The sequence below is a fragment of the Streptomyces sp. NBC_00846 genome, from assembly GCF_045207325.1.
GTDB lineage: Bacteria > Actinomycetota > Actinomycetes > Streptomycetales > Streptomycetaceae > Streptomyces.
Map to the genome: position 1 here is coordinate 368860 of NZ_CP108847.1, position 14913 is coordinate 383772.

At 67.7% G+C, this 14913-nt stretch carries 13 protein-coding genes and 1 pseudogene; 5 read left to right on the plus strand and 9 right to left on the minus strand.

The window, feature by feature from the left end:
• Positions 1-6 precede the first annotated feature (6 nt).
• The 3 genes from OG936_RS39015 to OG936_RS39025 all read right to left on the minus strand — a co-directional run bounded on the left by OG936_RS39015 (position 7) and on the right by OG936_RS39025 (position 3143).
• On the minus strand, positions 7-975 hold the full coding sequence (locus OG936_RS39015) for a DUF1702 family protein (protein ID WP_331755346.1): 969 nt from the start codon (positions 973-975) through the stop codon (positions 7-9).
• Between the two features lie 78 nt (positions 976-1053).
• A complete protein-coding gene (locus tag OG936_RS39020) occupies positions 1054-2052 on the minus strand; it encodes a DUF1702 family protein (protein ID WP_331755347.1) in 999 nt (332 codons plus the stop codon).
• 131 nt (positions 2053-2183) lie between these two features.
• Entirely contained in the window at positions 2184-3143 is a 960-nt protein-coding gene (locus tag OG936_RS39025) for a hypothetical protein (RefSeq protein WP_406500856.1), read from the minus strand.
• 227 nt (positions 3144-3370) lie between these two features.
• Here OG936_RS39025 and OG936_RS39030 point away from each other — a divergent pair, with 227 nt between their 5' ends.
• Complete coding sequence (locus OG936_RS39030) at positions 3371-3967, plus strand: peroxidase-related enzyme (protein ID WP_331755349.1); 597 nt, start codon at positions 3371-3373, stop codon at positions 3965-3967.
• Here the strand turns inward: OG936_RS39030 and OG936_RS39035 are convergent.
• Positions 3944-4402: an acyl-CoA thioesterase gene (locus tag OG936_RS39035; protein ID WP_331755429.1), complete on the minus strand. Its 459-nt coding sequence runs from the start codon at positions 4400-4402 to the stop codon at positions 3944-3946. The genes OG936_RS39030 and OG936_RS39035 overlap by 24 nt on opposite strands.
• 903 nt (positions 4403-5305) lie before the next feature.
• Here OG936_RS39035 and OG936_RS39040 point away from each other — a divergent pair.
• The 3 genes from OG936_RS39040 to OG936_RS39050 all read left to right on the plus strand — a co-directional run bounded on the left by OG936_RS39040 (position 5306) and on the right by OG936_RS39050 (position 8923).
• Positions 5306-7207, plus strand: coding sequence for an FAD/NAD(P)-binding protein (locus OG936_RS39040; RefSeq protein ID WP_331755350.1), 1902 nt, complete (start codon positions 5306-5308; stop codon positions 7205-7207).
• Positions 7208-8434 (plus strand): putative PEP-binding protein, encoded by a 1227-nt coding sequence (locus tag OG936_RS39045; RefSeq protein WP_331755351.1) that lies wholly within the window; start codon positions 7208-7210, stop codon positions 8432-8434.
• 231 nt (positions 8435-8665) lie between these two features.
• Complete coding sequence (locus OG936_RS39050; protein ID WP_406500858.1) at positions 8666-8923, plus strand: hypothetical protein; 258 nt, start codon at positions 8666-8668, stop codon at positions 8921-8923.
• 413 nt (positions 8924-9336) lie between these two features.
• Here the strand turns inward: OG936_RS39050 and OG936_RS39055 are convergent, their stop codons facing one another.
• Both OG936_RS39055 and OG936_RS39060 read right to left on the minus strand, forming a co-directional pair.
• Positions 9337-10992 carry a GMC family oxidoreductase gene (locus OG936_RS39055; protein WP_331755352.1) on the minus strand — a complete coding sequence of 552 codons (1656 nt, stop codon included), beginning with the start codon at positions 10990-10992 and terminating at the stop codon, positions 9337-9339.
• Positions 10989-11558, minus strand: a complete 570-nt coding sequence (locus tag OG936_RS39060) for a DUF5987 family protein (RefSeq protein ID WP_331755353.1) — start codon at positions 11556-11558, stop codon at positions 10989-10991. The genes OG936_RS39055 and OG936_RS39060 overlap by 4 nt, the downstream gene beginning before the upstream one ends.
• Positions 11559-11780: 222 nt before the next feature.
• Between OG936_RS39060 and OG936_RS39065 the strand changes: the two genes are divergently transcribed.
• Positions 11781-12236 (plus strand): helix-turn-helix domain-containing protein, encoded by a 456-nt coding sequence (locus tag OG936_RS39065; protein ID WP_406500859.1) that lies wholly within the window; start codon positions 11781-11783, stop codon positions 12234-12236.
• A gap of 140 nt (positions 12237-12376) precedes the next feature.
• Here OG936_RS39065 and OG936_RS39070 read toward each other — a convergent pair.
• The 3 genes and pseudogenes from OG936_RS39070 to OG936_RS39080 all read right to left on the minus strand — a co-directional run.
• A pseudogene (locus tag OG936_RS39070) lies at positions 12377-12475 on the minus strand (NAD-dependent epimerase/dehydratase family protein); the annotation flags it as partial.
• Positions 12476-12825: 350 nt separating this feature from the next.
• Entirely contained in the window at positions 12826-13542 is a 717-nt protein-coding gene (locus OG936_RS39075) for an AraC family transcriptional regulator (RefSeq protein ID WP_331755430.1), read from the minus strand.
• A 366-nt stretch (positions 13543-13908) separates the two neighbouring features.
• Positions 13909-14451: an NAD-dependent epimerase/dehydratase family protein gene (locus OG936_RS39080; RefSeq protein WP_406500860.1), complete on the minus strand. Its 543-nt coding sequence runs from the start codon at positions 14449-14451 to the stop codon at positions 13909-13911.
• Positions 14452-14913 lie beyond the last annotated feature (462 nt).

A 14913-nucleotide genomic window follows, 5' to 3' on the forward strand; every position in this document is an offset into this window, starting at 1 on the left:
GCCTTTCTACGCGTGCGGAACGGAAGTGATCTCTGCGGCGATGTGCTGCCGCCAGATCTCGAAAGCCGGAATTTCGCCGCCGTCACAGCCCTCGGGCGCCGCGTCGGTACACACCCGAGCGGCTTCCTCGGGTGTGCGGCCGCCGCACAGGACACGGGCGGCGATATGCGTGTGGGCGATCGTCGTACCCGCCCGCTCGCGCGCCTCGCAAGCGAACGCGGAGCCCTGCGCCAGGTTCGGCAGGTGCTCACCCGCGTGCTTGGCGAAGCGCCGCAGCTCGTCCTCGTCGGCGCTGCCCGCGTAGGTGCAGGCGAGCCCGGCGCCGGCGTACATGTCGCCGTGACGGTGGGCGGGGTAGGCGTCGATGAGCTCGGCGACGACGTCCGGGTCGGTGCCGCCGACGAACCACAGGGCGCGGCCGATGCCCTGGTCGATGACGCGAGCGCTGTAGGCGTCCGGCCCTCCCTTCCAGCTGAAGGGGTGTTCCAGGCCGGGGTCGCGGACGTAGGCGTCGGTCTTGAAGTACGCCTGGTGGAAGCCGTACCCGTCCAGGATCAGCCAGCGCAGCACCGGATCGGAACCGGTCACGTCGGGCCACATGAACCGCGGCAGTCTGGCCATCGCCCAGCCGACGCCGACATAGATCATGTAGTTGTGGTGCCGGCCCCTGCCCGTCAGGATGCCGGTCAGCCGCTTGTTGCCGCCCGTCAGCGAGTCGAGCATGACGGCGCCCATACCGGCGCCCTCGTACGCGAAACCGCGGAAGGCCCGGGGAACCGTCTCCAGCCAGTCGGCGGCCTGGTCCGCGGAGCGCGCCTCGACCGCGTAGGCGTATCCCTGGAGGAAGCTCGTCCCGACGGTTTCCAGCTGCTGCTTGGCCTCCGCGTTCTTGACGTGGAAACCGCGTGTTTCCAGTTGCGTTTCCCGGACATTGGGCGTGAGGACTCGGCGCCTCAGCGCACGCATGATGGACACCTGAAAGACCGCCCCTCGATCCTTTGCCTGAATTTCCCGTTCGTTAGACGAAGATATTCGACAGGGGTACCCGTGCGGCTACTCCAGGAATGCTCGACGGGTATGCGCGAGAAATTGTTCACGCACGGCGCGGCGCCACAATTCATAGGTCGGGACATCACCCGCCACGCCCGGCTCGGGCGCGGCGGCGTCGGCGAGCGCGGCCGCCGCCTCGACGGTGATCCCGGCCAGCGCGTGCAGCGCGGTCCGGGTGTGCTCGGGGATGGTGCCGGAGAAGTGGCGGGCCTTCGCCGCGAAGACGGAGCCCTGCGCCACATGGCCGTGCAGCTCACCGGCCTCGGCGCGCAGCGCGGCCAGTTCGTCGGCCGTGGAGCAGCCCGCAAAGGTGGCGGCGAGTCCGACGCCCGCCCACAGATCCGGCTCACGTTCGGAGGCGAACCTGCGCACGGCGGCGCTGACCTGCCCGACGTGCGCACCGTGGATGAACCACAGGGCGCGGCCGATGCCCTGGTCCACCGCCCGCTGGAAGTAGTCCGGGTGCCCGTCCCACGCGTAGGGGGTGTCCGGACGCTGGTCGTCGACCCAGCGGGCGGGGTCGAAGTAGGCACGGTCGAAGCCGTACCCGTCGACGGCGAGCCAGTTCATCGGCGGGTAGAACTCCTCGCCGTCGAGGTCGTCGGGCATGACCTTCTTCCACAACGGTCGGGGCAGCTTGGCCATGGCGAACCCGATGCCGATGTAGTTGAGGAAGATGTGCCTCCGTCCGGCGCCCTGGAGGAGTTCCCGGGTGCGCCCGCCGCGGCCGGGCATCGAGTCCCGGATGACCGAGGCCATGGTCGCGCCCTCGTACGCGAAGCCCTGTATCTCCAGGTCGACCAACGAGAGCCGCCGCTCGGTCTCCCACAGGTCCTTGGACTCGATGCCCCATTCGAAGCCGGTCACCACGGCCTGCGGGATGGTCTCCAGCTGCCTGGTGGCAGCGGTTTCGGCCACCGGAAATCCGCGTCCGGCGAAACTCACGTCACGCAGGGACGGAGCCATCAGAAGTCTGCGCAGAGAACCCATTGCCGTTGCCACGCGGCGCCTCCTCGGCCGGCCACCAGGGGGGTGGCGAGGGCCTCATCGTCGATCGGCGGCGAGGATCACGGCATCTTCGGGAATGCGCACACCTCTTGCTCGCGATCGTGGCCGGGCGGCGTCCGATGCTGTCAGGCCGCCCAAGGCGCGATCGGGTACCAGGGGATGATCTCGCGGCGCGCGAGCAGCCTGACGTCCCAGTACAGGACGGTGAAGACGCCCGCGACGATCAGGGTCACCGCGGTCACGGCAGCCATCCGGCCCGGCCTGGCCGTCATCCAGACGGACAGCCGGCCGCCGGCGAAGTAGGCCATCAGAAAGAAGAGCACCGCGATGATCAGCACGTTGCCGACCGACTGCAGCACGAACGCCGCCGCCCCGTAGAAGGGGTTGCCGCTCTCGGCCGCATCACGGAAGAGCTGGCGGAAGAGCGGATACGGCCGCCCGATGAGGAAGCCGCCGACCAGGACGCCCATGAACACCGTCTGGGCGTGCGGGAAGCGGCGGGCCGACTTCGCGAACGGATCACGGGTGTACCCCAGCGCGCTGAGCCCCAGCCAGAACATCGACAGCCCGATCACCCCGAACGTGACCATTGACTGCACCGATCGCCCCGACAACTCCCCCGGAACGGTCTGCGCCTCGGAGAACTGCGGCATCGACGTCCCCACCAGACCGACCACCGCCCCGTACACCGCCGATACCACGGCCATTCCCAGGAAGAGCCAGCCCAGCGGCCTGAGCGCCTGGACGGCCCGGCCCGCACGACTGTTCACGGTCCCCAGCATCGGAGCGACCGTGCCGAACACCGCGATGTTGCACGCGGTGAAGGTCCCGGCGAGACCCGACGTGAAGGCGAAGGCCGTCCCGGCCGCCACCGAGGCAAGCGGGGACGTCTCCGGGTCATGACCGAGAATCGACCTGGCTATATTGCCGCCGACCGTCTGGTCGACGAACTCCGCCGACCAGATCACGGTCAGCAGAAATCCGGCGACCGTACCGAGAACCAGCAGGAGTCCGCGCCGCCGCACCCCGTTCTCTCCTGTGCCGACGCCGCTCCCACGAACCGGTAATCCATCGATGCCTGCCACAACAGAGCTCCTTGTCAGCCGTCGAATCCGGCGACAGCGTAAAGGAGACGGACGGCGGTTCGTTTTTCCCGGTTGCTGAATGTCCGGACGGCGAGCGGAAGGGGAGCAGGGGAGATGAGCAGTGCGCGGCGGCCGAACCGAATTGAGCAACGGAGGAGTTGGTCACGGACGACGCCCTCAGGAGCATGGACGCGTCTACCGCTCGGACGACTCATGAGGACGTGCCCATGCCACATATCACGATCAGCAACGACGAGCCCGGCATCCGCGGTCTGATGGCCCACCGCCCGGACACCGCCGCGCCGCTCAACCACCTCGCCAACGTACTGCTGCGGGAGCCGGCCTCCCTGAGCCGCGGGGAGCGCGAGCTGATCGCGGCGTATGTCTCCCACCTGAACAGCACCCTTTTCTGCGCCGGAACGCACGGCGCGGCGGCCGCCGCCCAGCTCGACGGCGGCCGGGACACGGTCAGGGCCGTGTGCGCCGGCCCGGACAGCGCACCGGTCACTCCTCGGCTGCGCGCCCTGCTGCGGATCGCGGCCGAGGTGCGGCAGCATGCCCGTCCGGTGTCCGACGACGCGGTCGCCGCGGCCCGCGCCGAAGGTGCCGAGGACAGCGACATCCACGACACCGTGCTGATCGCCGCGGCCTTCTGCATGTACAACCGCTACGTCAGCTGCCTGTCCACCGATGTCCCGGCCGAGGAGGGCTACTACGACGGAGCGGCCCACCGCATCGTCGGACAGGGCTACGGCACAGGCCTCCACCAGGACCACGCCCCGGACATGTCCGTCGGTACCTCAGTCCCCGCGAGCGGAGGCTGAGGCCGATACCTGCGAGGCGTACGGTTCCAGGGCCAGCCGCAGGGCCTCGGGCACCCTGGTGGGGCGGGTGTCGCCGTTGGGGCCGCGCATGCAGGCCACCCGCTGCCGGCCACGGGCCACCAGGTTCTCGGTGCCCTCGTGCAATCGCAGATAGTCGAAGGTGAAGACGATCTGCGTCTGGGTCAGCTCCTCCAGGCGCATCTGGATCGAGAGCTGGTCGAAGGCGGTGATCTCGGCGAAGAATTCGCAGCTCACCGAGACGGTGAACAGCTTCAGGTCGTCGCGAATGTCGTCGAGCACTTCGGGGGCCATGTCCAGCAGGAACATCTCCCGGCACCGGCCCTGCCAGCGAACGTAGTTGACATAGTAGACGTTGCCGACCAGGTTGGTCTCCTCAAATCCGACGAGATGGCGCAGTTCGTAGTAGGGCCGCACGTCGGCCATCAGCGTTCCCTTTCCTTCGTCCTCAGGGCAGGCGGCCACCGGTCACGCCTGTTTGTTCTTGCGCGGGACCTCGACGGCGCCCCATGCGGGCCCCGCCGCCAAGAGGTCCCCCTTTCCCGCCGGGTGTGGCGACCGGCGGACGTCGCGATGACCGGTGACGACACGATCGGATCCACCACCAGGCATGGATCGAATCATGGGAGGGACCCCACAGATACGATTGAGGATCGCCCAACGGTCGGCATCTCCCGGCTTGCTGAGGGATCTCGGGCCCGGACAACTGCACTGCGTAAAAGCGCAGTTGACGGGAGCCAGAGCAATCCCGGAGTGGTACGCCATCGAGGTGGCAGGCGAGCACCGAGACAGCAGCGCTGCCGTGACCAGGCCGATTAAGCCGGTCCGCGTCAACGTACCTCCACTCACCCGTGGTCCTGGAGGCCTACGCAGCGATCAGCACGGCCATCGCCGAGCACGGCACCTTCGACGCCCGCACACGCGAGGCGATAGCCCTGGCCGTGGGCGCGGTCGACGCGTGCGCTGCCAGTCGGCGCACACGGTCTCGGCGAACCACTACGCCCGTACGGAACTCGACGTCCCGGCCGCACCGGGCCTCGACGGCTGATCCCACCGGCTGCGCGCTCCGGGTCGCTCCGGTGCCGCGCGGCCACACCGGCGAAAGAGCCGGTCCCGCGGTCACCCCATCGGGTCTCGACTGCCGGCAGGTTCGGGTATCGTCTGCGCACGTTCGTGAACGCTGCTTGTCCCGGCATCAGAACCATGTCCCAAGGGCTCAACCACACGAGCAAGTCGACGTTTCATCAGGCAACTTCCACCCAGTACGCGGCACCGGCGGGGCGGTACTGCCGGGCGGCCTCGGTTCAGCGGGGAGGCTTCATGAGTCGAACGGGCGTGCGCCCCAGAGTGCTCGTCGTAGGGGCCGGCCTGGCCGGCACCGCAACGGCGATCCGACTGCTCCACTTCGCGCGAAGACCACTCGAGATCGTCCTGCTGGAGCGGCGCCCCGACTACCGCTCCGCCGGAGTCGCCTACCACCGTGACGGCAACCCCTGGGACCACGTCTTCAACATCCAGGCCGGCCGAATGTCCGTGTTCCGGGAGGACGTCCTCGACTTCATCCACTGGGCCAACCAGGAGGCCGACCGCCGGGACTGGCCGCGACACTGGGCCGCACAGAAGTTCACCGAACAGGGCCCGGCGCCCCGCCGAATCTTCCAGGACTACCTCGACGACCGGCTGGCCGAGGCCAGAAGGGAGTCCTGCCCCGGCGTCGACCTCGTCGAAGCGGACGGTGAGGCGCTCGACATGGACGCGTGCGATCGGGGCTTCGAGGTGACGGTGGGCCACCTCTCCGCGAACGGACTCGACAGCCTGCGCCCCGGGCCGCTCCCGGACACGCAGGTGCTCGGCACGGACCACGTCGTCCTGGCCACCGGCCTCGAACTCAAGGAGCCGCCCTTCGCCGCAGAGGTCGCCGGGCACCCCTCCTTCGTACGGAACCCGTACTCCGCGTCCGGAATCCGCAAACTCGCCCAACTCCCGTCCGACGCCACCGTCGCCATCGTCGGATCCGCGCTGAGCGCCTACGACTCGGCAGGCATGCTGCTGCGCAACGGCCACACCGGGCGGATCCACCTCATCTCCAAGTCCGGAACGATCTTCCGCACCTACCCCAACACCCACGAACACGGCGTGCTGCGACTGCCCCGCCCCGACACCCTGCTGGAGCCCTACCGCAACCGCGAGGAATTCCTGGCCAGGGTCAGGACCGCATGGCGGACAGCGTGCTCGACGGTCCGGGAGAATCACCGCGACATCGCCTCCGTGATCATCTCCGAGCGCGTCGCCAAGGCGTGGGAGCCCTACCTCCCCGAGGCCATCGAACGCATCCCCACGAGCGAACTGCGGTGCCTGCTCGATGAGTTCGCCACCACCATCGCGGCATTACGCGTCGGTGCCGTGGAGCACACGATGGCGGTCATCGAGCATGCGATGCGGCCACCGGACGGGCTGGTGGAACTGGTCCTCGGAAGGGTGCGGGCGATCACGCCTGCGCAGTCCGGGCGGCTGCTGGTCTCGGTCGCCGCACAACACGAGAGGCACAGCGTCGAAGCCGACCTGGTGGTGTCCAACTTCGGCAGGGAGTCCGACTACGCCAAGGTCGGACAGTTGCTCTGGCGAAACCTCCTCCGGAAAGGCATCGCGGCCCCCCACGAGCGCACCGGGCGCGGCCTGGAGGTCGACGAATGCGGAACGCTGCTGGGCGCCGACGGGCGGCCGGCAGGTCCGATCTCCACGGTCGGCGTGCTGAGGGAGGGCGACGAGATCGTCCGGCACGGCCGAACCGGCGCGTTCACGTTCAACCTCGCCGCTATCAAAAACCACTCGGTCTCCGTCGCAGCCCACGTGATCGAGCAGCTGGAACTGCGGCAGGACGGCTTGAACGACATCGCGGCCCGGCATCCCCACTACCGGAGCTATGCCAGCAATCCGGAGGAAGCGGCCCGGGCGGCGCTGGAGGAGTCTGTGGTATTGGAAGTGCGAAGGCTGGCCACGCGTGAACGAAGGGAAAGAGAAGCACTCGACTCCCGCTTGAACGCGAGCATTCTTTCCATGGGCGGTCTTCCGGCACTTCCGACGGATGTCTCCCGGCCCGACCGCCTGATGAGAGCAGTCGTCAACCGGATCGCTGTGGAACGCCTCAACGACGTCTCCGTGACGCCACGGCAGCTACGTCGACAACTGGGGATTGGGAAAGTCGAAAATCTGGAGGGCTAGTTGAACGGGAACGGGCGGCGGATTCTGGGATTTCTTCTGGCCGGCGGCACCGAGAGCGTGCTGCAAGGCATCTGTAACCGGACAAGAAGTCCACGCGAGGGAACCATCCTCGTCACCCCTTCCCTCGAAGCCGGGCTGTACGACGCCATCGTGGCCGCGCGTGCGGTGGTCTGCGGCTCCGGCGGACTGACCGGTCACATGCAGTCCCTGTGCCGCGGCAGAGGGATACCCGTGCTCCGCGTCGACGAGGCGGACCTCGCCGATCTGGTCGGCGAGGTGACGCTGTACCTGGAGAGCGCGTCGATCGTCGTCGGACCGGAGGCGTCCGCGGAGTCCGAGGCAGGGAGTCCCGCCCTGGACGACCTCGGCTCGGCGTGCGCGGTCATCGCGGACCTGCAGGACATCACCACCATCAACGCCTCCGGGCCGAACGCCGGACGAGTCGAGTCCTTCTTCATCCGCGAGGAGTTCCTCTGCCTCGCACTGGGCCTGAGCCCGCTCGACGCCATGGCCGGCGGCCCCGCCGACATCACCGCCTACGGACAGGCCATCGGAGGGAGGCTCTGCGGCTTCGTCGAGGCGCTCCTGCCCGGCCAACGACTGATCCTGCGGATGCTCGACCTGCGCTCCGACCACGCGGCCGACGTCACCGAGATCGCCCCGGTCGCGGTCGAGCCGAACCCCGAGATGGGCCTGCACGGCGCACGCTGGCTGCTCGGCTCCGTCGCCTATCGCGACGCATTGCACGCCGTGCTGTCCACCCTGCGCAAACACCTCGGCGACGAAGCCGACCGGGTAGGGCTCTCGGTGCCGTTCGTCAGTGACGAGACGGAGTTCTCCCAGCTCAGAGCGCATCTCGACCTACCGGACGGCGTTCCCCTGTCAGCGTTCATCGAGACACCCTCCGCCGTACACGCCACCTCGGCGATGTGCGCCGCGGGCGTCAGCGAACTGTTCGTCGGCATCAAGGACCTGGTGCAGTTCTACCTCGCGGCGGACCGGGGCAACCACCTGGTCGCCGACTCCTACCGCACCCGTCACCCAGCTGTCCTGGACGGGGTGCGCAGGGTCGTGGAGTCCGCCCGCGCCGCAGGCACCCCGGTACGGGTCTTCTCCCTGGCATCCGATCTCCACCACTACCTCGAGAACCTGCCGACCCCCGACGGCTACATGATGTGCACCGCCGAGCTCCAGCAGATGCTCCTGCAGCCCCACTCCCGGACCTGATCGCCACGCCGTGCCCGGATCCGACGTGCCGGACGGTGCCTCTTCCCATGCCCGGGGCGGCCGCCCACACTCTCACCTGGGAGTTCGGCGTACTCGATCCGGCCAACCAGACATTTCGCACCATCATCCGATGGCCGGGCGGCACAGCGGGCGGTTGCGGATACACAGGAGGGTCGGACGAGACCGGGCGTGATCCGGGGGCGGGGCGCAAGGCTGACGATCAACGTGGGAGTGCTGCTCACTGTCGTCGTCCTCCTGCGGCTGCGCCGCCGTACCGAGTCCCGCAGCCTGAACGACGAGAAGCTCACAGTCCACGCGCCGCCCGCAACGCCGCCGCCCCGCGCCGCCGTCGGCGACCGGCGTCAGGAGGGCAGCGTCGCCGAATTCGGTGTGCCGCACGGGAGCGATGACGGTTTCGTCCACGCGGTAGGAGGCGAAAGCGGTGAGCAGCGCGAGGTGGCCGGCGAGGCGGTCCTCGGGGGCAGCTGAGCGTCGGCCTTATTGAGCCAATCCGGGTCGAGTGTCCTGTGCGTGCCATCCCCGTCGGACAGTTCCTCGGTGATGAGGTTGCGGATGGAGACGGGACGGTGACTTCGCCCGCGGTGTGGACGGCCGGCCTTCGAGGCGGGGATACGGGCCGAGAGGGGGACGGCCCGAGGAAGATGGTGACCACGCGGTTGAGGTAGTGGAAGACCACGGCCACACCGAGGGCCTCGGGCACCTACCCGGGGACGGGTGCGGGGGAGCGCTGTCCGTCCCCGGGAGCCTTCCGCCCATTCGGCGAGTCTTCTCAGCTCGCCGTCCGGGAGCGCCCGACGGGCGCCTCGGCCCGGCGGGTACGCCCCGGGTGCGAGGGTGTTGTCCCCGGTGGGACATGACCTGTCTGCCGTTGGGACTGTCCGCTACTTACGGGTGAGCAGGGGGAGCTGTCGTCGGATGCCGGCCCGGCCGGAGGTGCTGCCGTCGGGGGTGGGGGCGCCGTAGGTGACGTCGACGCCACGCTCGCGGGCCGCTTGGACGATCCCGGGAACGGCGCGTTCGGCGAGCGCGGAGATGGTGAGCGCGGGATTGACGGTGAGGGCGCCCGGTACCGCGGAGCCGTCCGTCACGAAGATGCCGGGGTGGCCGCGCAGTTCGTGCCGGTCGTCCAGGGCGGAGGTGTGCGGGTCGTCGCCGATGCGGCAGGACGCGAGTGGGTGGACGGTGTAGGCGCCCACCACGTCATTGGTCCAGGGCGTCACGCGGGACAGTCCGTCACGTTCCAGGATGTCCTTGACGACCGCGTCGGATTCGTCCCAGCCGCGCAGGGTGTTGGCGCTGGGCCGGTAGGAGATCGGGCCCCGGCCGAGCATCTGCTGCGAGATCCGCACGGCGTTCCCGGTCGGCGGGGGCGGTCCGAAGACGCCTTCGTTGTCGTCCTCGATCATCGTGAAGATGGTCAGCCAGGAGCGCCAGCGCCGGACCATTTCGGTCTTCTCCGCGCCGAACCAACTGGGCCCCTGGGCGTCGGGGACCTGGGCGAGGATGGTGCCGAAGCCCGGCGGGAAGTAGAGCTGTTCGAGGGAGAACCGGGAGTGTTCGGGAAGGTTGCCGTCGAGGTTGTCCCAGCTTGCCACGACCGGTCCCTTGCCGATCTGGTTGGCGAGGTAGGCGATGTCGTCGCCGCGGTCCAGCCCCAGGAGGTCGCGGGCGCGTTCCTCGTTGATCACTGCGTTGTTGAGCCGCTCGCCGTTGCCGGAAAAGTAGCGTCCGACGGCATGCGGCATCCCGCCGAGGTCGGCGGCGGAGCGCTGCAGGATGACCGGGGTGGCACCTGCTCCTGCGGCCAGGATGACGATCTTGGCTTCGATGACACCGCTGCCGTTGCTCAAGCGGTAGTCCGTGTCATCGATGGTGTTGTAGTGGACGCGGTAGCCGCCGTCCTCGGTGCGGGTGAGTTTCTGCACCTCGTGCAGCGGCCGGATCTCGGCCCCGTGGGCGCGTGCGGCAGGGAGGTAGTTCAGCAGGAGTGAGCGTTTCGCGTCGAATCGGCAGCCCGCCATCATCCAGTTGCAGTTCGTGCACTTGGAATTGTCCACCGCGGTGGGGACGGGATTGGCGGTCCGGCCGGCGTGGTCGCAGGCCGCGGCGAAGAGACCGCCGGCGTAGCTGACGTCCTCCCAGCTCTGGGTAGTTACGGGGAGGGCCTCGCTGACCACGTCGTACCAGGGGTCGAGGGCATCGCGGCTGATGGCGGCCGGCCACATGCGGCGGCCAATGCTTCCGGTGCGGTCGAAGACGAAGCGGGGTGCGCGGGGCATCGCGGCGAAGTAGACGACGCTGCCTCCGCCGACGCAGTTGCCGCCGAGCAGGCTCATGCCGTCGCCGACGGTGAAATCAAAGATTCGGGTATAGGAGGAACCGAGGAGGAAGTCGTGCTCGAAGTCGTTTGATTCCAGCCATGGGCCCCTCTCCAGCATGGTGACCTTCGCCCCGCCCGCGGCGAGGTGGTACGCGGTGATGGATCCGCCGAATCCGCTGCCCACGATCAGCACATCGGTCTGCTCGATCGCATTCACGCCAGGCTCCCGGAGGGTGTGGTGTCGGGGTGGAGCCGGGCAAGGGGGCGACCGTAGGAGAAATCGGGAAAGCGCCACTGCCCGTCTTCAGACGGGGGCGCGAAGCCCAGGGCGGCCAGGCCCGGGTGTCCGGCGGCGATCGCGTCGGCGGTGTGCAGATGGGCGCCGGTGTCGAAGGCCATGTTGCTGAACAGGGCAAGACTGACCCAGAGATCACGTTCGGGGTGTCCGGGAGCGGTCAGGACGGTCACCAGGTGCGTTCGCTCGGTGTAGGACAGGGCCACGAAGGGCGGCACCGCGGCGTCCGCGTCGGCCGGTTCCGCGGCAGCGTACAGCCGGGCATGGGCGTTGAGGGCGTCGGCGAACTCGTCCAGGGAGTCCGACAACCCGGTGGCGGCGGTCTGGAGCAGTTCCAGGGCTCCTGCCGCCACTGCGCCGGGACCCGGTACGACGCCGGCCACCGCCCGGTCCTCCTCGTATCGTTTCGCACCGGGGACTATGGTGTCGGCGAAGGCCTCCAACGTGCTGACTTTGTCCTGATTTAGCAGCGGTTGAATGGATGACATTCCTTCTCCATTTCGACGCATGGGGCGGCATGGAATCGGCTGCGACTCGTCATGTCGAGAACCTCTCCGCACAGATCATCCGCCGTGGAGATTGGCCAAGCATCTCCGTCATTGCTGTCGTCTTGTCCGCCGAAAAGATCTGCATATGCCCATGGGTTGCGCATGGCAAACATCGATGTCGTGGCTGTTCGGATCCTCATCCGCCGTTAATAATGTCCGGCGATGCCGAACGATTTCACTTCACGCGAACGTTCGGTGCATGGGCGTGACCGACAGGTATTCGTCTCAGGCGCCGGAGGGGCAATGGCGCAGTGCACAGTGACAGGGATCGAGAGGGCCGTCGAGCGGTCGATCCACATCATGCGGAGCGAGCTCTCGGAGCCCTTGAGCATGGATGACATGGCGCGATTCGCCATGTACAGCAAATTCCACTTCTCCCGCGAATTCCATCGGATCGCCGGGATTTCGCCGAAACACTTTCTCTCCGCACCGCGAATACAGGAAGCCAAGCGGCTCCTCCTGACCACCGGCATGATGGTCACGGACATCAGCCGAACTGTCGGCTACAGCAGCGTCGGCACATTCAGCTTGCTCTTCACCAACAGCAAGGGACTTCCGCCCTCGATGTACCGTCAGTTCGGTTGGCTACGCGACGCGGAGTATCGTCGCGAAAAATAAGGATGGGGGGAGCTGGTGCGGGGTTTGGTCACTGCGCCGACCGCCGAATGAGGGCTTATTTTCCTGGGTCTTTTTCCGACCAGGGTGCCGGCAGCGGCAACGAGCTGGAGAACCTGCAGCTCACCCAGCAGATACCAGACGGCCCCGCCCTTGGCGAGGCCCAGGTGGATGGCGCGGCAGTGGTCGTCCACGTGGAGCCGTTCGCGGCGGTTGCGCCCGTCACCGTAGACCGGAACCTCAATGTGGAAGCCGCGCGGCGGGAAGGAGACCTCCGCCAGGGGCGGCGCGAACAGTGTCCGCCGGAGCGATATCCAAGAGTTCGCGCCATCTGCCCTCCCAGGGGCTCGGGAGCCTGGGTTTCATCTTCGGGCCCGGGGGAGCGGTACGACATCTCCCGCATTGCCGAACCGGTTGGCAGCCCCGGGGCTGCCGCGTCGTGTCGAGCGGCACGACCGAGCCCCTGATGTCATCGGTCTCGGTGAAGTCGGTGCGTTCAGCGACATCGAGGACCTGGCGGGCGGGCTGCCGGTGACGGCCATACGGTGCGGTGACCGCTGCGGCGGGGCCGACGCCCCGCCGCAGCGCCGGATCATCCGACAACCCGGACGATGTCCGCCTCGAACGCCTCCGACCGCACGCGCTGCAGTGCCACCAGTATCGGGGGATCGAGAATCCGCATACCCCGCAGTCGGAAATCGGTCGGGCCGAGCGGTGCGTCTCGGCGCACCTCCAGAGGGCCGAGGGAGCCCACATGAACCGCTTGGTCCTCCGTCAGGGCTTCGCAGGCGTGCGCCGGAACGGAATGTCCCAACAAAAACCACGTTCCAGCCGGAACCTCTGTGATCTCAAAAGGTCCAGGGAAAGAGAGAACGGTGCAACTCACCGGCTTCCCCTCGGGTACCCGGGTAGGGAAAAGGCCGAGGAATATTAATCCCAGGTCCGCGCCCTCGGGTGCAGTAACCGACCCGTACACCGAACCCCCGGCATCTTGCTTTCCCGCAACTTTTACCGAATTGACGAATCCGTTGAATCGCCGATAGGTAGAGGGTGCTATTCCGACGCTGCCGGAAAATCGTGAGCTGAAGGTCCCCACACTGCTGTACCCGACCATGTGACTGATAGTGGTGACAGTGAAATCGGTCGTCAGCAGTAACCTCTTCGCCTCCCGGATACGCATTGCCGACAGGAAACGACCTGGTGAGACGCCCGTCACCCTCTGGAATTCTCGGGAGAAATGGAACTTGCTGTACATGGCGAACCCGGCTATGTCGTCAATGCTCAGCGGCTCCGAGAGGTTCTCCCGCATGGTTTGGATGGACCGCTCGACGGCATCGACAATATTGGGCACCATGCATTTCCCGCTCTCCATTTACCCTCCCAGGGCAGTGAGGCAGCGATCAGGCCGGTTGAATTCGGGACCATGGGGTCACCGGACGATGGACGACCTAGAACGCTCACAGCGGAAAGGGACATTAGCAGTACGGCTTACTTCCGAACAAGCATCCTTTTCATGTTTCGAGTGCATACACCATGGGAATCATGCCCGCCCGACGGAGTGCCTTGAGACAGCAACATCGGAGATGTTTCAGGCCCATGCGTCATGGATTATCGGCACAAGCAATTTGCCGCAGGACAATCCTTGCCGACTTATTCGTCCGTCCAGAGGGAACCGCTATGACCGGACGGCGGCCACGAGCACCGCGGGACGCCCGGTCCGGGCCGCGACACCGCCGGCGATCGACCGGAATACCCGGCCGAGAGGTTCTCCGCGCCCCGTTCCGAGCACCCAGTGCCGGCCCGCGACCGCGTCGGGGCGGTCCAAGACGGCGAGCAACTCCCGTGCGGTGTCGTCGACATGGAGCAGATCGCGCTGCACCGAGCCGTCGTGCCACATCGTCAGCGGCTCCCCGGCCAGTGCCCGTCTCACGATCGCCGCCAGTACCCCGCGATCCTTCCGTCCCGACGGCGCGCCGCGGCCGTAGACCGTCGGCAGGCGGAGGGAGGCGCCGAGCACCGTGCCCTCGGCTGCGGCAGCCGGCAACTCGCGCTCCGCCGCCTGCTTCTGCCGGTCGTACGGGCTGGCCGGGGTGTCCGGGGCGGATTCGTCGACCGGAACCGGAGCGCCGGGCCGCCACGACCACGGACCCCACGAAGCCCGACGCCCCGGGCACGGTGACGAGCGGGGGCGCCGCCGCGATGCCTCGGTGCCGCTCACACCGCATCGCCCTGCTGCCCGGCCGCGCGGGGGAGCGCATCGCGTGGCAGGTCCGCCCGTAGCCCGCGCCGATCTCGAGGACGCGCGCGCCGCCCCGACGAAGAACAGGAAGGAGCAGGACCCACACGCCTCCGGGAGCAGTGGAACCCCGGCGCAGCCGCAGCGACACGCGAAGGCCCCGCCCGCGATCACACGGGACAAACAGGGCGAACGGCCGGGCCGACCAAGCAACCACGATTGCTGAAGAGTCGAGGTCAGGGGTGAGCCGCGAGGCGATTTCGAAGATGAGCGCCTTGCGATATCGCACACCGTTGACCTGCGGACCCCATAGTGCGAGCTCGAAGTTGACCGGATCCGATTTGAACGAGGCCGGATTCGACACGCCCTTCTCGGTCACCTTGACGGAGTTGTTGTAGTTCCACAGCGCGCTCTGGGCATTCTGTCATCCATGAACTGCGATGC

What these genes read in the sequence shown, in the direction of transcription:
- OG936_RS39030 (WP_331755349.1), top strand. Translation starts at nt 3,371, where the DNA reads ATGCCACATATCACGATCAGCAACGACGAGCCCGGCATCCGCGGTCTG.
- OG936_RS39040 (WP_331755350.1), top strand. Translation starts at nt 5,306, where the DNA reads ATGAGTCGAACGGGCGTGCGCCCCAGAGTGCTCGTCGTAGGGGCCGGC.
- OG936_RS39060 (WP_331755353.1), bottom strand. Translation starts at nt 11,558, where the DNA reads ATGTCATCCATTCAACCGCTGCTAAATCAGGACAAAGTCAGCACGTTG.
- OG936_RS39065 (WP_406500859.1), top strand. Translation starts at nt 11,781, where the DNA reads ATGCCGAACGATTTCACTTCACGCGAACGTTCGGTGCATGGGCGTGAC.
- OG936_RS39075 (WP_331755430.1), bottom strand. Translation starts at nt 13,542, where the DNA reads ATGCGGGAGAACCTCTCGGAGCCGCTGAGCATTGACGACATAGCCGGG.